We start from the raw sequence: 21,552 nt of genomic DNA, 5'->3' as shown, positions 1-21,552 counted from the left end.
CATTATTACTAATTGATTATTTAATATTAATAAAATCAATACCATAAAAGATAAGAAGGATTCTAAAAATTTTTTACGAATCATATCATCACATGATGATATGATTCGATTACATCTACATAGATATGAAGATTGCAAGCTTCACCTTGTTAATCTAATTACACTGTGAGACTATAAATATCAAACAATAAATGAATTCAAGAAGATCGATAATAAATGTATTACATTAAATAAAAAACATTATTAAACTCATCAAAAAATTCTATAAAATAGAATTATATTCTAACGTCAATATTTTTATTGTATATATTAAAAAATATACACTCTAATTGATTTAAGTTTATATAAAGAAAAACTCCAGTCATTGCAGGTTTTTTATTTTATTAAACTGTTGCCAACATAAACTCAAAGTTTTTTGATAATCTATGTTAAACTGTATGACCTAATGATATTGAATATCTTATTGTACTCTCATTTTCTTTTTAAGATATTAAACAAACTCATTGATTGTTTCTTATATGTTGTTCAAAACATCTTTTTATATAATATTAGGAAATCCGTTATTTTAAAACCTATTATCCATACAAAGGTTTACTTGCTATTTTACATTACTTAAGATCTAATCTAGTTGTTTAATAAATTGATAACTGTAGATATGTATCTTCTGATCTAGTTAGTTTTCTTTCTTTTTCATGATAAAATCTTGTAATAGAATATCATTTCTATCGGACAACTTTGTGGTCTAGAATTGAAGTGTAAAACTAATTGAATACTCTACATATTAGATAGCTCACAAATATTGTTCTATAACAATATGTTTACTCGGTCATAATCAAATATTATTTTCTAACTTCAGTTCTTCTGTAACTGAATAATACTCCATTAGTGTAATAACACTATGACTAAATTTGAATGACTTTATCTATCATAAAGTTTTTATGCGAAATTCCTTTTAAGAAATATCTTCTATTGCTTGCGATTTTCTTTTATATTAAGAATCTTCTAGATAACACTAATAAGTCTTATACTTTCCTTGTAACTTTATAATTAAATCCAATTAACTTAAGTATAATTCAGATTTGAATTATTATATAACTCAAATGTTTTGATAATACAATTATAGAACTATATCTGCATCATAAATTATAAAATCATTCTCTAGAATGACTATGCTCTGTGAACTAGAACATTCTATCCTGTTCTACAAAATATTATAAGAATTTATATAGATCATGAAATTATGAAATAATTTTTAGAAAAGTATTAATAAAGATAGAAAAAACAGAGATATCATCTGAAGATTAGTAAATAATTCATTAATCTCCATAAATTGCAATTACCTCAAATCAACATACTTAAGTACTTTTATATACAATTGGTCAAATTATAAAGCAATCATTTTTAAATATCTATTTCCCAGAACTACTAATGCTTCTTGGTATAATCAAAAGTATAGAGTAAAAGAAATCATTCACTATTATAAGTAATTTTATACGCTTATTCTTATTTAAAAAAAGAAAGTCATATTCTTAATAAATATAAAATAATTGTTCTCTTCATACCTTAATAACACTCATCTGTCTACATTACTCCTTATCATAGATCACATATAAAACCCGAAAGACATCTATCAAAATATCAATCTATGTATACTACTTCTATCGATTATGTGTTATAATAACGACCTCTTGATTTCCCCTATAAATTAAGTCTACTGCTATTACAGTACTACCCCTACATCAGGAATTCGTTTCTTTGACATCTCAATTTCTCCTAATGCGATAAGTCTTCGCCTACACTGTACTAATCACGATATATCAAGTTTTTATCCTACTACTAACCATGCTAATATAAACAAAATATCGATTCCTTATCTGAAGCAAGATTTAGAATGAATCATGTATACAGCTCGAACTATTCATAAAATATAAATAATAAATGCCGTTCATTATATGCTCTAGCAATCCATAAACATTAGCAATCTCATAGAGTTAAAGAGAGAAATAGTACAATATTTAGTAAAATAAAAATGATGTGCGTTAATCAAAACGTTAGAGATATTAGTAAAAAAGTTAGCAAATAGTGTTGTACTCTCATACTTAACACTTAAACTCTTGATAAAATGTAATCAGTAATGGTTTTTAATTTTTAAAGTAATATATTAAACGGAAGTATTTACTAAGAGTTTTTACCGAATATATACATTATTAATAATCTATTTTATCAACATACATGGTGTTATCTCTCGGTTATTTTTTATTTGCCAAAAGTTGAAGACAAGTTTTAACTGATATAGAAGATGATAAAGATAACATAATAAATAAAGTTATGTTATATAGAAATATAGATCATTTAAGATTATTCTCTCTACCCTTTCGGATAAAATGGTAAATTAAAAATATTCTTTATGATTGTAGGCATAAAACAGGACATTTATTGAATCTTAGTCATAAAACTCCTTAATATGATTATCAAGTCATACAGAGGTATTTATTAAAAATAAAAATAATTTTTCCAGATTTGACCATCTTTGCTAAAAGATAATAAAAATTATCCAATAGTAACGCAGAGCATATAAAAAATAACCTCTAGATAATACTAGAAAAATCTCTCTATTAGTCAGCCATTAATCTTTATTTTATTAATACAAACCTCGAATTAAGATCAGTTAAAAAATTGTTATATAAAATATAAAAAGATATAACAATATTTAAAGTTATGAATTTTATTCAATACATTTAATTGCAATATTTTATTGAAAAAACTAAATATTTTATAATAAGTTATCTAGTATATTGAGATGATCTAACCTAAAATTAAAGATCCAGTATTATAATTCAAGATTTACATAGATAAGATGTTCATTACTAAATCATTATGCAACTATCATAGAAATTTAAATATAAAATATATTTTTTTCTAAGGAAGGAAAGTCGATATGTCGTGTTAATAAAAAACTCAATATACAAGATAAATCATTATTTTATATCTCTTGACTCAGTCATATCAGTGTCTATAAATATAATTTTCGCCTTCCGTGGCACCAATCATAATTAGTAACAACAAATCCGACTTTCTTAACTTATAATATTATAACAACTAATATTATTACTACCTAATAACCTAAATTAAAGATTGATTATCCATACTTATTAAACATAAATAATAATCACCCTATTATAATTGTTAATTATGTAGTAATATTTCATATCTGTAAAAATGATCTCCATAATAAAATGGTCAAATTTCCTACAATACACTCTTATTAATTATTATGAATATATAAAAATGTTTTTTCTTTCCTGCGGTCACCATACCAGGCAATATGAATCCTATCTATCAGTCAAATAAGATGATTTATTAAAGGGATATGATATTTTTTTTGACAAATTTTAATTCTTATATAAGATGAATTCGTAAATAAATTAATCACTCATGGATCTTTTATTTTATGTGAATATTTTTAAGATATTATCAATCACTTCTTTCTATATATTCAATATATAAATTTTCTTCTATATAGAGAGAAGAAGACTAATCAGCTGTTAATAAAACATATTATATGAATCCTTCCTTTAAGATTTTTATAATACAGAAACAAGATAAGTAGATAATCTAAGTATTTAAGAAAATTGTGTATTGGCATTATTCTAGTTATGTGAAATACTAAGATAATAATAATAGGATATAAACTTAATATAAGTTAATAATAAACCTATTATAGTGTATATTGTTTATTATATTCTTGTACATTTATTTTTACTTGATGATTTTAAATAAAAAATAAAAAAATCATAAATAAATAAATCTAAACATATTTATTAGAAATATATAAAAATTGATATGTATTTAGTCACTTTACAATAAGGTATTTACCTAGAGGATTTGATGTCTAAAGAAGATAACATTGAGATGCAAGGAGTTGTATTAGAGACGCTACCGAACACGATGTTTCGCATTGAATTAGAAAATGGTCATATAGTTACAGCGCATATCTCAGGTAAAATGCGAAAAAATTATATTCGTATACTCACAGGTGATAAAGTTACTGTGGAGATAACTCCCTACGACCTTAGCAAAGGTAGAGTCATATTTCGAAGCCGATAAAATATAAACAAAACCTTAAGCGATTTTTCATATTATAGCTCTAATCAAAGAAACAGGAATACTCTAAATTCATTTCAGATAATAAAACAAAAGTGAATTATCTCTAGTACTAAATAACATAAGGATGTTTATCCTATACACAGATCGCTGTTGATCTAGCATTTTTAAAAATATTCTATTAAAAATTAATGTGTATTCTTATATCTATCAAACCACTTTAATTTTGATAATATTGTATATTGAACTAAAATTAAGAAGACAAGAGCATGTAACTCAAAAAAAATAATCTCTTATAGTAGAATAATCGATTTGCCAAACTAACAGAATTAGTCGCCATTCTTATAAGAGTATAAAATATAAAATAATCAGTTATATAATTAATGATTTTTAAATTTGAAAATACTTAATAATAATATATATGACCTGAAACATCTTAATATTATAACTAGCACATACTTATTTTCATTGAATATCGTAAAATACGAATAAAATAAAATTGCAATATAATCTAGATATTAAACTTACAATAACAGAAGAATCTTTCTGATTTAAAAATAAGAGATCAAATCCAAGCTCTAGTGAATTTGTACTTCCACAGATCTATTTTACAAGCAGATCCTTATATGAAAACAAAATTAAATAGCTATCTTCATATAGAGGTTAAAACCAACCATCAAGACAAATAATTTTCTTTCATTTAAGTTAGAATAATTTTATTTTTTATATATAAACATTATCCATCTAGATAGATAATGTTTTAAAAAAGGCCAGTAATGATAAACAAACTAGAGATTTCACTAGAATCATTGTTCAATAATATATCATTAACTTAATTAATAAAAAATTTTCAACACAGATTCAAGATAGCTATATAAAAGGAATCTATAGTTATATCAAAAACTATTATAATAATTCAGTAACAAATTAATCCTGATTTTGGTTCTCAACAGAGAAAATAAATCTAAAAATCATAGAAAATATTTATGAAAACATTAAAATAGATGATTCAATCTGTTTTTCACAAATGATTAGACATCACCCTAAGACTATCAATAAAGAAACACTTTAAGTTATTCACTATGTGAATATGCTGCTAGATAGTGGAAAATACATATTGCCGAAAAAATAAACAATAAATGTATTACTTGTGATTGAGTGAAAAAACAATACTACTTTCTTTTTCTATATACGAAAATCAAATTATGGGTAATACAGAAAGTTACTACTATAATAAAATACCTATGAAATTTTCTAATCATGATACTACATACTTTAAGAAAGATACTTCCGTATCATAATCGCCAGGAATAGTACGATATAGGCATATATTACCAATAATACTATACTAATGCCATCTTATATTAACTGGAGCACATATATCAATAAAGGTATAGTTATAGATACACGGGCTACTGTTGGATCTGGCGCATAAATTGCTAAAATGTGCACTGATCCGGTGGTATGGGTATCGGTGGGGTATTAGAACAAGAGTAAACTCATTCAACTGTTATTGAAGATAACTGTTTTATTGGAGCACAATCTTAAATCGTAGAAGGGAGGTTATTATAGAAGAAAATTCTATAATTTCAATGGGGCTATATTTTAGAAGAGCACTAAGATTTATGATCGTTCCAGTGGTCTAGTCTATTTGTACGCCTATTTGCAGAATCAAGAGTATTAGTAGAAAATATTTCCTCTAAATATGGGAGGTATAGCATCTCTTACGCAATAATCATAAAATAAGTAGACTACAAAACCCTTTTAAAAAGAAGCACTTATTTAATACTACGTAATATTAATTAATCATACTTTTGATGTCAAGATTATACCCTGCCTTATTGAAGACAGATACTTTATCTAATATATGATTATAGTAACTACTATACGCTCTATTAACATAAAATATAAATCTTTTATAAACCTAAATACTAATCATAATACAAAAATAACTATTTAAACTACCTAAAAGTGTAGGTTATAAAAAGATAATATAAAATGGTTCAAATCTCTTTATCCACTACAGAATACAATTCTAATAGTCACTTGATAATGTAGACTCTATAGAGATATATTATCCAATACTAGATACCATTTAATTTATAAAATATAAAAATATTTCAATCTACACTTAAATCTATATATTATAAAATAATTAGTATAGTTATATAATGATCAAATCAAGCAACATGAATTAAAAAACGTTTAAAGATCATGGAAATCAGTCATGTTGAATTAAATTTTAATCTTCAATCAATATAACATTTTTATCAAATAATAAAAAATATATTATTATGAATTAATCTAATATTCTCACTAATATAAAAGTTATACAAGATAAAATAAAAAAAAATGATAATACAAAATACATCAAATAATCATAGATTATCGTAATATATAGAAAAACCTTGTACTATATTCAATATAAAAATATTTCATGCACCATTGATACTTGAATATTTATATTCATAGAGGTATATACAATACAGAACTCTGTTTAAAATAAATAAAATTATCTATAAATATAATATAGCCATAGTATCGCACGAAATATAATGTAAAATTTTATAAAATTACGAATATAATCAATAAAGTTTAAGAATTCTTCTAAACACGTAATAATTTATAATATACAACTATAATATTTACTATATCCTAAATATCATATATTCTTTTTACTTATACTTAAAAAGTATAATTATCCTATATAAAATGAATTCAATCAAATAAAAATATCTGATCTATTTAATCATCCACTTCTTAAATACAATTTTATTTCCTATTAATCACCCCTGATTCTTCTAATCTTTGCCCCAAGCGCTATTAATTTATCCTCAATCATCTCGTAACCACGATCTATATGATAAATTTGATCTACAAGAGTCGTACCTTCGGCAATACATCCAGCAAGAACAAGACTTACAGAAACACGAAGATCAGTCGCCATCACATGAGCACCTAAAAGCTTAGTTACACCATGACAAATTAACATATTTTTCTTAATTTCAGCTTGTACACCCATGCGTATTAGTTCTGGTACATGCATAAATCGATTTTCAAAAATCGTCTCAGTAATTATTCCAGATCCTTCAGCCACGAAATTAAGAAGACTAAACTGCGCTTGTAGATCAGTAGGAAAACCAGGATGAGGAGCAGTAGACAGATTCACTGCTTTTGGACGCTGACCATGCATATTTAAACTTATCCAATTACTACCTTTTTCAATATCAGCTCCAGTTTCATGTAATTTATCTAAAACTGTCTTTAATGTATCAGGCTGTACTGCCCGACAAATAATCTTACCTCCAGAAATCGCTCCTGCCACCAGGAAGGTTCCAGTTTCAATCCGATCAGGAATTATCTGATATATACCCCCCCCTAACCTTCTAACACCTATAATAGTGATACGATTACTTCCTGCTCCTTGAATTCGTGCGCCCAACATGTTAAGAAAATTAGCAGTATCAACAATTTCTGGTTCACGTGCGGCATTATCAATAATAGTAATACCAATAGCTAGTGTTGCTGCACTCATTATAGTTACAGTCGCACCAACACTAACCTGAGTCATAATAACATGATTCCCTTGAAGACGACCATGAACAGAAGCTTTAACACATCCTCCCTCCACCTTTATTTTAGCTCCTAATTTTTTAAGTCCCATAAGATGAAGATTAACTGGTCTAGCTCCAATCGCACAACCTCCAGGAAGTGATACCTGTCCTTGACCAAATCGCGCAACTAAAGGTCCCAAAACCCAAATTGAAGCGCGCATAGTACTTCCTAACTCATAAGAAGCAGAGTACATATTAACTTGACTCGCATCTACGCGTAGATAACCATTTTTTTTAGTCTTTACACCAAGCTCCCTCAGAATCTGTATCGTTGTATCTATATCTTTCAAATTTGGAACATTATAAATTTCAATAGGATCTTCAGCAAGTAAAGAAACGAATAAAATCGGTAATGCAGAATTTTTAGCACCAGAAATAATAACTTCACCATTTAATTGGGTAGGACCTTGTATGCAGAATTTATCCATTACCACTACTCTCTGGTTGTTCAATAACCAGTTAATGTAATATACGTGACTGACTAAATATTATTAAATGCAATATAAAAGATTAAAAAATCAATAGATTTTTATTTATACTAAGTTACACCACTCTTCAGGGGTATAGGTTTGAATAGAAACAGAATGAATATTACTATTAGTAATATAACTCGTAAGTGTTTGATACACTACTTGCTGCTTCTTGACACGACTCATACCACTAAACAGATCACCAATTGCGATTACCTGAAAATGACTTCCATTATTAGTAACATGGGCTTCTTTTAATGCTAAAGCAGTTACTAACTGATCCCTTATTTCACTATTTTCTATAATAAGACTCATTTTCTATCCCATCAATCACACTCATATCTTATTCTAATTTTGTTCATTTTTTAAAAAAAATTTTATAATATATAAAAATATAAATCAAGATCTAGTAGAAAAACCACATGCACTTTGCAATCAAGTAAAAAATCAAATAAAATAATTCTATTTAAATCTATCTATATTATAGCAGATAAATATAATTTATATTTTTCCTTATTCCAAAACTGGGTAATCAATAATAGTCTTCTGTCTAGTCCTTAATTAAAAAAATACAATTAAGATACTAAAATAAAAATTTTAAATCCTTTCTAATAGACAGACATTAATTTATGAATAAATGAAATTTCATATCATTATCTACCACTAAAACTTACTCATTTTTCTAATCAAAAGAATAAATTTATTAATGTAAGATTATTACTATCCTACAACTGATAATAGTGGAATATATAAGATACTTCTGTTATACGTATTAATATCTTTTATTAATTTTAAAAAACCAGTAACATTCACTGTCTACTACACAATAGAAACCTACCTTTATAACTTTTAAGGTACTTATTATAATTTTATAAATACAATTGAAAATATCTTTATGTTCTTGTAGTTATAAATATGTAAAAATTACATATCTCCATACTGCATATTTTTTAAATAATATAGTAAAATATTAAATAGATATAAAAATTCAATAAAAGTCTTATTTTGTAGCAAAAGAGAATAAAACAACCATCTGTTTCATAGAACATTAAAATATTGCTATTAGTGGAGAGTAATATGCTCAAACTTGGGTTAGTCATGGATCCAATAACTTCAATTAATGTTAATAAAGACTCCAGCTTTGCCATGTTGCGCGAAGCTCAAAAACGTTGCTATGAAATCCATTATATGGAAATCTCTGATCTATACCTAGACAACGACGAAGGACGAGCACGAACTCGAATGCTAAAAATTAATCATAATTATCCCTTTTTTACCTTTAGTCAAGAAAAAGATATTCAACTATCGAGCCTTAACGTCATATTGATGCGAAAAAACCCCCCTTTGGATGCTGAATTTATCTACGCTACCTATATTCTTGAGCGTGCGGAAAAACAAGGTACATTAATTATTAATAGACCACAGAGTTTACGTGATTATAATGAAAAATTATTTACTACATGGTTTTCTGGTTTGATTCCAGATACATTAGTCACCCAAAATTCTGACCAAATACGTAAGTTCTGGAAAAAACATAAACATATAATACTTAAGCCTTTAGACGGGATGGGTGGTGCCTCTATTTTTTATATCAAGCCAAAAGATCCTAACATATCAGTAATTATTGAAACTATTACTCATAATAACACTCGCTTTTGTATAGCACAAGCTTACTTACCAGCTATAAAAGATGGTGATAAACGCATTATTATAGTAGATGGAAAACCAGTACCATATTGCTTAGCACGTATTCCACAACCCGGTGAAACAAGAGGAAACCTTGCTGCTGGAGCGTATAGTGAAATACGTAATCTGTCTTCAGAAGACTGGACAATCATCGATAGAATTACTCCCACCCTGAATCAAAAGGGGCTTATTTTTGTTGGATTAGACATAATAGGTGATAAACTAACTGAAATTAATATTACAAGTCCAACTTGTATTTGTGAAATTGAAGCTGCATGCCCAATCTCTATTACTGGTATGCTAATGGATTCTATCGAAAAAAATACTTACTGACTTGCTGTATAGCATAATCTAATCTCACAACATAAAACCCTTTATATCATGCCAATCTAATCATCTTAGGCATGACTAAACTATAGAAAATTTAGTATGAATTTACAGCATAATTTCTTAATTGCCATGCCAGCGCTTCAGAACCCCTTTTTTAAACGGGCAGTAGTCTATATTTTTGAGCATAATTCTGACGGAGCTATGGGTCTTATCATTAATAAACCAATTGATAATTTTATAGTTGACGACATGTTAAAAAAACTAAAAATTGACCCGATTCCACATGAAGAAAATACAAAAAAAATAGATACACCAGTATTTGCAGGTGGGCCTTTGGCTGAAGATCGAGGTTTTATTTTACATTCAGCACAAAAAATTTTTTCTTCTAGTATTCGAGTATCCGAAAACACAGTAATGACTACATCTCGCGACGTACTTGAAACACTCGGTACTTCTGAACAACCAAAAGATATATTAGTAGCTCTCGGTTGTTGTGCTTGGGGGAAAGGCCCTCTTGAACAAGAACTAATGAATAATGCTTGGCTGACTACTAAAGCAAACAATCACGTCCTCTTCCATACACCCATATCAGAGCGATGGCGTGAAGCAGCAAAAAATATTGGTGTAGATATTTATAATATTGTTAGTGAAGCGGGTCATGCATGATCATCTATCAAACTTTATTGTCATTCGATTTTGGTATGCGACATATTGGGGTTGCTAGCGGACAAAATGTAACCGGAACAGCATATCCATTAAACACTATCACTGCGAAGAATGGCACACCAGACTGGAATAAAGTTAACATTCTTCTAGAAGAATGGAAACCAGATCGTATAATAGTAGGACTGCCACTAAATATGGATGGCAGTGAGCAGATGATAACAATATACACGCGAAAATTTTCTCACTGCCTTTATCTCCGTTACAATATACCAATTAGTTTGCAAGATGAGCGTTTAACCACTAAAGAAGCACGTGCAAAATTATTTGATCGTGAAGGATTTAAAGCCTTTCGTAAAAGAAATATTGACTCAATAGCCGCGGCAATCATATTAGAAAGTTGGTTAGAACAGGATTATGCATTATCATAAAATAGAAGAATTATTGCTATATTCATAGTTATAAATCACTACATGAAATCAACTTCATTATTATATAGTGATCTTTATATCGATTAAGATCCAACAGCAATTAATATTAAAATAATATTAAAATAAATCATTACAGAATTACAACAATATAAAAATTTTTATCTAGTAAACAATCCTTTCCCACTTCGTAGTGCCTCAATACGCTTATCTAATGGAGGATGTGACATAAATAATTCACTGATCCATTTGGATTTTCCATTAATACACAATGCCATAATACTACTAGCCTCTTCTGGTTCATAGCTAGTTTTTAAGCGTTGTAATGCAGAAATCATTTTTTCACGTCCAGCTAAATGAGCAGCACCAGCATCAGCATGAAATTCTCTATAACGAGAGAACCACATTGTAATCATACTTGCAAGAATACCAAATACTAATTCAAGCACTGTAGAAGCTATAAAATAGACTATAGGATGACCATTGCTACTCTCATCCCCTTCACGATCTTCAGACATAAAACTCGCTACAATCTGAGCTAAAATTCGTGATATGAATATTACAAATGTATTTACTACACCTTGTATTAATGTCATTGTGATCATGTCACCATTAGCTATATGACTAATTTCATGAGCCAATACCGCTTCCGCTTCGTCACGAGTCATATTTTCTAAAAGACCAGTAGATACTGCCACTAATGAGGAATTACGCCGTGCTCCAGTGGCAAAAGCATTCATATCTAGAGCATGGTATACTGCAACTTCTGGCATGGAAATACCCACTTCTTTAGAGTGTAAACCAATAGTCTCTAATAACCAGCGTTCTGTTTCATTAGCTGCTTGTTTAATAACCTCACCACCAACTGAACGAAGAGCAATCCATTTAGACATTAGCAGTGAAATAAATGACCCACCAAAACCAAAGAGACCTGCCATAATCATCAAACCTATCATACTACTTGATTTAACACCTGTGACACTGAGAATTAAACCAAAAACTAGCATGACTCCAAGATTAGTGAGAAGAAACAGAGCAATACGTATCATAATATCTATCTTCCTGAATTGTTTAGTATGTGACCACTGTTATTCAAAAAATTTTCTTTAATTGAGAAGACTAATTGTATTCAGATCCTAAAATCTTTCTCTTCACTATGAATAAAAGATTATTAATTAACAATAATCTAATCTAGAGGATTCCTTTTGTTCTATAAAAATTACAATTTTTGATAAAAATAACTATCCTCCTGATTTAAATAATTTAGCTTTATGAGCTTCATAAGATTAATCAGAAATCATTACTCTAGATTTGATCATTATATGATAGTAAATTACATGATCTTTTGTTAGCTCAATAAAATAATTATTTTATTTGACTCTACTAGTTTAATAAACAGTTATCTATTAAATCAATATCTCTCTTGTTTGGAGTCTAAGTCTATTACGCTTTATCATACCTTAAAGTAATAGAAATATAAATGAAAGACCAGTATTTAATAGAAAATTTTCTTACTAGATACTCTTTATTAAAGATAAAATAAGTTTATGTCTATGAAATAGAAAGATAATATAATTATAATTAAATGTATTATCATAGTCTTTACTTTTTAAAAACATTCAAAAGTAACTCAAATACTACTTATATGTTAATAACAAAATTATAACTAATCCATTCATCATAGACTGAATATAATTTCATAACTTAATAGCTTAAGAACAAACCAAATATTTCATAAATATGCAATGATATTCTATTCTTGTCTAATTTGTATTAGAGTAACTCTAGAATAACAATTCTATAATTATATAATTATGAATATCATCACCAAATTACATATGAATCTAAAAAAGAAATATTAGATAGTGTACTCAGACATGTTCTAATTTATCTTAATTTCAAGTATAGCTATAATTATTAGAATCTCAATACAGAAATTACTTCATAAATTATATAAAAATATAAACTATATCTAGCTTGATTAACACGCTATAGAATAATATTTTATTAATTATCAATTATAATTAGATTTAAAATAGACAAACTTAAAACTTTTCTTTATAAAGAAAAAAGAAAATAGTAGACAATCATATAATTCTAATGCTCATAGAACTTGTGGTTACCAAAGATATATAAAAAAGATTCTAATAATCTAGATCAAATAATACTTATTTTATAATTAAAATTTATTATAATAATTCATAAAAATATAAGATTATACAATCTAGAATGATTAGGTAGTAAATACATATCGGAATATCTAATAATTCACTACTTATTAAACCAATATTCTTAAAAAATAACAACTAACTTCCTTAATCACAAGATAACCAATATTGATCTCAATTATTTGTGATTTAAATAAAATTAATCAAATAAAAATATAGACTCAAAGATTAAAATCTGAAATCAAATTAACCACTATAATTAAGATTATTTTCCTACTATGCTATGATATCAAGTAAATTTTTAGATTAAATAATAATATAATTCATATTATTAACGAAATTTTTAATACCATATAAAATCCTTTCCTTCTATTCTGTATCAAATTACTTAGCAACGTATACTAACTTACTAAGATTTCTAATACTTAATCTAGAATAGATTTTTTTACAAGATTGTGCATAAGTCTACATAATCGTTATACATCAAATATTCGACTAAAATATAGATATTATAAATATTCTACTAGATATCACATCAAACTAATATATTCTATAACAAAAATAGAAGTTTTCACTACTGAATCCATAGTCGCCTTATAACCAATAAAACCTATTTTAATATTATTAAAATTATATAAAATATAACAATAACAACTATAATAAAGATTATTATATTTAGATATTACTGAATCTGATATAATTCTCTGTTCTTAGAAAGAAATAGGAATTTGAATATACTTACTTATCTCATAAGTATATTTATAAAAATATGTAAAATATCACAATACAAACTTTACTTTAAATGATAAAAATAACCTATTATATCTTTCTATAAAAATCTAATCTATTTCTATAAATATTTCAATCATCGTTCAAGTCAATAAAATTCTAATATATATCCATTTAATCATTCATTAATTTAATATTTAATTATAATATAAAATTAACTAAATTTAACTTCTTTCATCTTACCAAGATCATAAAATTATCAAATAATTAAACCTCATTAACTTAAAACTTTAAACATAAAGATAATCTTAATAATTAATAATAAAATATTTATTTTTATTAAAAATAAAATAAATAAATAGATAATACTATTTGTATATCCAACAAATATATTTTATATAAAATTTATATTACCATTATTGATAGTAATCTACAATAGCTTGTTATCTACACAATAACATCAGATAATCTAATCTGTCCTAAACAGATTACTTTGTATAAATTAAAAGAAACATCTATATCAGAACTAAGTTTATGGTAATAACCATAAATGAACTTTTAATTTATTACGTACTATTTAAGATAGATGATAAATTCTGTGACTATTTTATTATAACAAGAAATTAATTTTCTATGAAATCTATAAAAAATCCTTAGATCATATTGACCAAGTAATTTATTAATGATGCCATATACTAAAATATGATATTGTAATAATATATTAATATTCTTTATAATTAGCTACTTTGATCCTCTCCTATGAAAAGAGAACTTATTTTTGTTTGTTGTACGATATAGGAGTAATAACGCTGAACACATAATGGGTATTCAATTTCAGGAATTAAATGAAGTAAATGAAGTAATGGAAAAATCTGAAAATCATTAAAAGACAGTTCTCCATTAATTGCATTAGAATAGATTATTAATGAACCAAGCTTATATAAATCATAGTTAATATCTTGAATGAAAACTAAACGATTTTTCTTAAGATCAGAAAACTTACCATAAGTACTCTCCTTTTTATTAATAAAATATTTACGTGCCTCCAAAGTAGAAAATTCAGAAAATAATGGTGTTGATAAATACGGCATAAGAAGTTTATAGACATAACTATTGACATTCTGAAACCAAGTAGTCACTGATAATCTAGGAATACCTATAATACAAGATTTATTATCCAACGAATCAATGTATGAAATAATATCAAGACTCTCTGACATATAACTTCCATCTTGTTTCATTAAAATTGGAACTATTTTCTTTCCAATCATATACTTTGGTGTATATTCATCATTATTCATTAAAACTATTAAATCAACAGGAATATTTTTTATTCCAAAAATCATACGAACTCTAATGCAAAACGGGCAATGTTCATATATATATAACTTCAATGCAATCTCCTTATCAAGCGATGATGCAATAGGGTGTTTATTAACCCCATTTTATAATATTAGAGATTTAGGGAAAAGAGACTTATGATAGACCAGTAGTAATATAGAAGATTTTACATCTTTAAATAAGGTGGTATCCATGTAATTATAGTTATAGTTATATGGATAATAAACGACATGAGAGAACTTCCTTTCTGCTAGAAATAATCGATCATATTTAGATAGAAGTACCTCTAATATTAGAGGACGATTTATTTTTTAACTTCTATGTGATTAGAAATTGATCTCGATATACAATACTAGAAACATGTAATTATTTACCCCTATACTCATATAGTAAAAAAATATAAAATAGAGATTCAATTAAATTAAACAAGACATCACTTATAAAGTATTATAAGTGACTATTACTAATTCCATACTATTGATTATCTAAATTAGCATTTATAAAATATCTAAAAAAATAAAAAAGATGCTATAATCATAGAAAAACTATCTACTAGACTAACTATCTCTGTGAATTAAAATAAATTAATATTGATTATCAATCCTAATATATACATAAAGAGTCTTTTAGATTCTACACAAATGATTGAATCAAATAATATAAAGATCAGTTAAATCTTAATCATATATTGTAGATTAAAAAATCTAATCAACTTCTATTCCTACATAACAGAATATATCTTGACCATAAAACTATTCACATTCTATTTTTAATTTCATTAAGGAGCAGATTATGTCTATGTAGAATCATCACATAGTTATATTAAAGAAAATAAAAAATTAGATACCAACCCCCTTCAAGATTTATAAATATTGCTAATAAAATTACTAAAGACTTTAAATTAATAAAAAAAATTGGAGACATCTCAGAAATAGTGCTCTTCTTTCATATGTAAAAATAATATTTCCATATTAGATAACTATTTGAAATAAATCTACTTAATGTTAGAAACCGTTGAATAGCTATTTATGATCATTTGAACAATTATTCACTTAATTCAATAAAAGTTTTTTCAACGGTTTCTTGTAAATTTATTTCAGAAGAAATCTGCTGAACCCATCGATCAACACGATCTGTAGTTAAATCTGATTGCCTATCCTCATCAATAACCAAACCAATAAAGTAATTATTATCAATCATCCCTTTAGATGCCTCAAATACATATCCTTGACTAGGCCAAGAACCTATCATTATCGCAGAATTTGAAACAACAATATCTCGTATCACTCCCATTGCATCACAAAAATATTCAGAATAATCTAGTTGATCTCCACAACCAAATAAACCAACTATTTTACCAGTAAAATCAATTTTAGATAACGTTGGAAAAAAATCATCCCAGTCACACTGTGGTTCACCATAATACCAAGTAGGAATTCCTAATAATAAAATATTAAAACTCTCTAAATCTTCTTTGCTACTTCCTGCAATATCAAAAACCTGTGCAATCTCTGTACCAAGACGCTCTTGAATCATATGTGCAACATTTTCTGTATTACCTGTATCACTACCAAAAAAAATACCGACTAAAGCCATAACTTTATCAACCTCTAAAAACTTAATTATATAATATTTACTAAAATTCTAATACATTATATGAAAGATACCACATACACTATAAAAAATATATATTATCTGTCTTTATAGTAAAGTATATCAATGTGCGTTAAATATTATAGTATTTATTCTAGTATTTAAATTTTTACGCTTATCTGATATATCTTGAATCCTATGATGTACTCCTCACAATCGCACATCACATTCATCACTATAATTCTTTTTTATATTTTGTATATGAAAAGTGTAAGCCATGATTATAAAAATAATTAAATGTAGAATACACCTCGTGTCTATCTTAATAATAGATGGCATGCTAAATAGTTATGTCGTCTAATGTTTAATTAAGCCACATCAGAATGACAATAATTAATATTACCTAATTAACACAATATACTATTTGATAAAAAATAATTAAGTATGATGTACTTACAATTACATCCTATTATGACTTGAATACTTATCAGGATCACCCCTAAACAAATACTAAGATGTTAAAGAACAAGGCTATTTTATCTATTTCAAAATATTATGTTATAAGATCTAAAATAGCATTTTATCAATAATACCTATTTGTACCTATCGTCATTAATTTTATATCGATCCATTTTATAAATTTACAATATTATATGAATATAACCTAATATATATAAAAATAAAAGTATAAAAACGAATAATTACTTATTATATAATCAATTACACTTATTAATTTGATTGTACTCAGAATATTTATATGAATCCTTAATACGAATCTATTATTCGTAGATAGCTGATTTTTATAAAAACCATCATTACATCCTATACTAAAATTACATACAACCTTAAAAATTGTTTACTCTCTATCAGTATTATTATCAATAATACTTAATGATTATAATATATCAAATTAAATAAATTCTAACTATTAAGAGAATGTAATAAATTAGAATCTTTCTAATAATTAAATCTACAATCATACATCTAATAGAGATGTATGATTAACGACAACTTTGTCTAATCCTAGGCTGATTAATAATATAATCTTTATTAAGATAAAATAATATTTTTCTATTCATCAATTTTATAAAAAATCAAATACATATTTATTCTATAGATTTAATTAAATCTAAGTTAATCTCAATAAAACCTAATATAGAAATTCTAACAATCTTTATTTTTTATATATCGGTAGATTACAATTACAACGTAAACCATAATAAAATCCCGGTCGTAAAAGTAACTTTCTAACAGCTATTATAAAACTTCGAGAACAGTGTACTATGATGTGCTACTAATTTAATCGCTATATTGAGTAGTTTTACCTTAGGTATGAAATAGCTCAATCTCGTTTTAATGTAAAAAAAAGATTAATAGGCTTCGAAAATACAAGTATAATATAACAAATTTAAAAAAATCAAAATTAGAATAAAAGAATCAGTTTTTACTTAAAGTGCTAACACAAAGAAAATCATAGTGAGAAATAGCTTTTTACACTATATAATTAGATCTTCAGAATTATAAAGTGACTTTTAATAAGTTCGTTCATATGAACTTACACAAACTTTTAAAAAGAATTCATTGCAATAAATTCAGTAAAACTATATTTATTTCATAATAATACTCATCTAGATATGATTATCAAGAAATAAACTGAACATGTAATAAATTCGAACTAATTTATTGAAGACCTACAAACTAATGTATATGAGTGCTTACTGAAGAAAGATTTAACTAGAAGACGATATTATAATTACTAGAACGTATCAAACAGAAAAATTTCCTCTTTACTATCTTAAGAGTCACCATCTGTACTGTTTTTGAAAACAACGACAAATACTAAATCTATTAAATAAAAACGTAACAATCAACATTAACTGTTATCTTCTTAAATTATCTTAACTAAGTTGGTGACTATCTAACAATTAATGCAGAAGTGACTTCTAATAAATGATTTAGATTAACCAGTACACTCATCAATCCTAACAGAAAAGTCTCCTACATTATTACTTCACGCCACAGAGAACTAACACAAATAGACAACTTGCTATGTCAACTATGAGCTTTAACATAGTTAAAATTGCAGAAATTATCGCGTAACCAATTCAGATCATTTTAAAAAAGAAGATTTGAAAAATAATAAAAATCATCATTCATTAACCTGAATGATTCCATTTTTTAACTTGTTTTCCTATTTTGTCCACATAAATACTAAATATACCGTTATTGCTACAATGAGGCTCAATGATAATCAGTGATATTATTATTACGATAAAAACTACCCATTACTTATAAATTTATAAGAATCAATGATAATAATATAGTTAATTATTTTTATATCTTATTATCTCATCATGGATTGGCTGCATCCTCTCAGACATAACGTGATTACTAGCATCAAAAGTATATTTATGATATAAATTTGATTTACTAATTTTAAATTAAATTAACATACTCTTTATGTATAAAATAACACTGATCTATCAATGTTATGATTACACACTTATCAACACTATGTAAATAGTAATCTTATTTTAAAAAAAGTAATAATAATCAATAGAATAAAAAATTTTATCCAGTCTAACCTAAAGCATTATACACCTTATAATTATCCATTAAGTTTATTGATAGAAAATCTTCATTGTTCCTATATTTTTAATATAAATACGATAAAACAACTAACTCTTCTATACTCATAATTGATTATTATTCTTTTATGAACCATAAAATCATCAGTTATATCTATATTCTATATTTTCGTTATAAAATATAGAATATTAACATATAAAACTTGTTTAATAAAAAAGATCCGATTTAACTAAATACAATAGAAAAAATTAAAATTATCAACAATTTTAAATATTTAAAAATTACAATAACTAGTTCTATTAATCTATAATAAATTCATCTAATGAATCTTCAAGAATAAGTCAAATATTCTATAGTTTCAGTGATCTATACAAGCATTATTTTATGGTTATGATTTATTATCTTAGTTAATAAATCATCCATAAACATCGATCTATACAATCCTTTAATATAACAATCTGATCACACTATAACTAAAAATATATATAGAGTAATTTTAATCAATGATTCTTGCAATTCAAATCTTCTTATATAAAGAGAAATCAATATCTCTATTCTAAATAAAAAGAACTTGAATCAATAAATAATATAAAAACCATTAAAAATATGTAATTACTCACACTTACTAAAACAAAACACTACACTTAGGTAATTATTTATAGAATGTAAAAACCCTTATCACACTATTTACATGACACTACCTTATTCAAACAGATTCTAACAAATTAAAGTGTAAAAATTAACAAGCAGAACTATATTACATGTTACATAATAGATAAAGCAACTCTATATCTCCCTCGACTCCCTAATTCACTGTCTTGTAGATACCAATTTACTGAAGCTTTCAACTTTCAATCTAAGACCGCATAACTTCTATTATTTTATCAAGACTTGAGATACATCAATAAAAAATATTAACATAGCGTATTTTTAAAATAATGGTGGTGAGAGAGGGATTCGAACCCTCGATACGTTACCATATACACGCTTTCCAGGCGTGCTCCTTCAGCCACTCGGACACCTCACCGATGTAGATAGTCCTTAAACATCTAATTATTAGATTATATAGAATAATAAACAAAAAAAATCAAGTTTTATTATATTTTTAACAACCAGTTATCTTATTAATAATAGATATAAAATTGAATCAAGAGTGCTTGTTTAGTAACTAAAAACAGTATAAAGAATCCTTAACATATCTACTTTTTAGAAAATTAATTCTAAACTATAAAAAACTTAATAGACATATAAAAATTGTATATAAAGTGAATACCCAGCTACTATAATCATCTTACCATACTAAATATATAATCATGACTCCATCTTATATAAAAATATATATTAAACTATATAAATCTCATCATATACAATATAATTAGATTTAGAATACAAATTTAAAAGTTAAATAAGAATCAGTAAAAAAATAGAAAATAAAATATTTATCTACTTACATAGATAATGAGACTACTAAACTATTAATGCCTTTATCAAGATAATAGATACTAAAATATGTTATATACAACCATTTCTATTATAAAAAATTATATCCTTATTCACAAATAAGATAGATTGCAAGATTGATCTCTAATAACCACTAGACTTATTATCTATATCATATTAAAATCTTATTTTATTTAATTAATTCATTTAGTTTATTAAATATCAGAGTAAAAATATTACTAACAGTAGAATGAATTAGTTAATCTGAATTGTAAATAAGATGCTTTATTATGCAAATAAATCATGCATAAAATATTGCCTTACTATATTTAGTATAACTAAGATTATTTTATATACCCATATAGAATTAAACTTTTCGTAATTAAATCAAACCTAT

At 25.8% G+C, this 21,552-nt stretch carries 9 protein-coding genes and 1 tRNA gene; 4 read left to right on the top strand and 6 right to left on the bottom strand.

All coding sequences use genetic code 11. The features are described 5' to 3' along the window. The first annotated feature begins 3,888 nt into the window (after positions 1 to 3,888). The gene (infA, locus tag ERCIPICE3303_RS01090; RefSeq protein ID WP_157990908.1) at positions 3,889 to 4,107 is read left to right on the top strand and encodes a translation initiation factor IF-1; all 219 of its coding nucleotides are present in this window, start codon (positions 3,889 to 3,891) and stop codon (positions 4,105 to 4,107) included. Between the two features lie 2,779 nt (positions 4,108 to 6,886). Here infA and murA read toward each other — a convergent pair. Both murA and ERCIPICE3303_RS01080 read right to left on the bottom strand, forming a co-directional pair. After that, the gene (murA, locus tag ERCIPICE3303_RS01085; RefSeq protein ID WP_157990907.1) at positions 6,887 to 8,146 is read right to left on the bottom strand and encodes a UDP-N-acetylglucosamine 1-carboxyvinyltransferase; all 1,260 of its coding nucleotides are present in this window, start codon (positions 8,144 to 8,146) and stop codon (positions 6,887 to 6,889) included. A gap of 105 nt (positions 8,147 to 8,251) precedes the next feature. Next, positions 8,252 to 8,491 (bottom strand): BolA family protein, encoded by a 240-nt coding sequence (locus tag ERCIPICE3303_RS01080; protein ID WP_157991287.1) that lies wholly within the window; start codon positions 8,489 to 8,491, stop codon positions 8,252 to 8,254. 774 nt (positions 8,492 to 9,265) lie between these two features. Here ERCIPICE3303_RS01080 and gshB point away from each other — a divergent pair. The 3 genes from gshB (at position 9,266) to ruvX (ending at position 11,298) form a co-directional block, all read left to right on the top strand. Further along, the gene (gshB, locus tag ERCIPICE3303_RS01075) at positions 9,266 to 10,207 is read left to right on the top strand and encodes a glutathione synthase (RefSeq protein WP_157990906.1); all 942 of its coding nucleotides are present in this window, start codon (positions 9,266 to 9,268) and stop codon (positions 10,205 to 10,207) included. Between the two features lie 96 nt (positions 10,208 to 10,303). Then, positions 10,304 to 10,870 carry a YqgE/AlgH family protein gene (locus tag ERCIPICE3303_RS01070; RefSeq protein WP_157990905.1) on the top strand — a complete coding sequence of 189 codons (567 nt, stop codon included), beginning with the start codon at positions 10,304 to 10,306 and terminating at the stop codon, positions 10,868 to 10,870. After that, entirely contained in the window at positions 10,867 to 11,298 is a 432-nt protein-coding gene (gene ruvX / locus ERCIPICE3303_RS01065) for a Holliday junction resolvase RuvX (RefSeq protein ID WP_157990904.1), read from the top strand. Before ERCIPICE3303_RS01070 ends, ruvX begins: the two co-directional genes overlap by 4 nt. 158 nt (positions 11,299 to 11,456) lie before the next feature. Here the strand turns inward: ruvX and htpX are convergent, their stop codons facing one another. The 4 genes from htpX to ERCIPICE3303_RS01045 all read right to left on the bottom strand — a co-directional run bounded on the left by htpX (position 11,457) and on the right by ERCIPICE3303_RS01045 (position 20,742). Next, entirely contained in the window at positions 11,457 to 12,344 is an 888-nt protein-coding gene (gene htpX, locus ERCIPICE3303_RS01060; protein ID WP_157990903.1) for a protease HtpX, read from the bottom strand. A 2,585-nt stretch (positions 12,345 to 14,929) separates the two neighbouring features. Continuing rightward, complete coding sequence (gene grxB / locus ERCIPICE3303_RS01055) at positions 14,930 to 15,586, bottom strand: glutaredoxin 2 (protein WP_157990902.1); 657 nt, start codon at positions 15,584 to 15,586, stop codon at positions 14,930 to 14,932. A gap of 991 nt (positions 15,587 to 16,577) precedes the next feature. Then, complete coding sequence (gene fldA, locus ERCIPICE3303_RS01050) at positions 16,578 to 17,129, bottom strand: flavodoxin FldA (protein WP_157990901.1); 552 nt, start codon at positions 17,127 to 17,129, stop codon at positions 16,578 to 16,580. Positions 17,130 to 20,654: 3,525 nt separating this feature from the next. Continuing rightward, a tRNA-Ser gene (locus tag ERCIPICE3303_RS01045) sits at positions 20,655 to 20,742 on the bottom strand. Positions 20,743 to 21,552 lie beyond the last annotated feature (810 nt).

The organism is Candidatus Erwinia haradaeae, from assembly GCF_900699015.1.
In the GTDB taxonomy this organism is placed as follows: Bacteria; Pseudomonadota; Gammaproteobacteria; order Enterobacterales; family Enterobacteriaceae; genus Erwinia_E; species Erwinia_E haradaeae_E.
Note: the sequence above shows the minus strand (reverse complement) of the source record. Positions and strands in the feature narration are given on the sequence as shown.

Excerpts from the sequence above, each read along its gene's own strand:
- infA (WP_157990908.1), top strand. The coding sequence starts at position 3,889 with ATGTCTAAAGAAGATAACATTGAGATGCAAGGAGTTGTATTAGAGACG.
- murA (WP_157990907.1), bottom strand. The coding sequence starts at position 8,146 with ATGGATAAATTCTGCATACAAGGTCCTACCCAATTAAATGGTGAAGTT.
- gshB (WP_157990906.1), top strand. The coding sequence starts at position 9,266 with ATGCTCAAACTTGGGTTAGTCATGGATCCAATAACTTCAATTAATGTT.
- ERCIPICE3303_RS01070 (WP_157990905.1), top strand. The coding sequence starts at position 10,304 with ATGAATTTACAGCATAATTTCTTAATTGCCATGCCAGCGCTTCAGAAC.
- ruvX (WP_157990904.1), top strand. The coding sequence starts at position 10,867 with ATGATCATCTATCAAACTTTATTGTCATTCGATTTTGGTATGCGACAT.
- htpX (WP_157990903.1), bottom strand. The coding sequence starts at position 12,344 with ATGATACGTATTGCTCTGTTTCTTCTCACTAATCTTGGAGTCATGCTA.
- fldA (WP_157990901.1), bottom strand. The coding sequence starts at position 17,129 with ATGGCTTTAGTCGGTATTTTTTTTGGTAGTGATACAGGTAATACAGAA.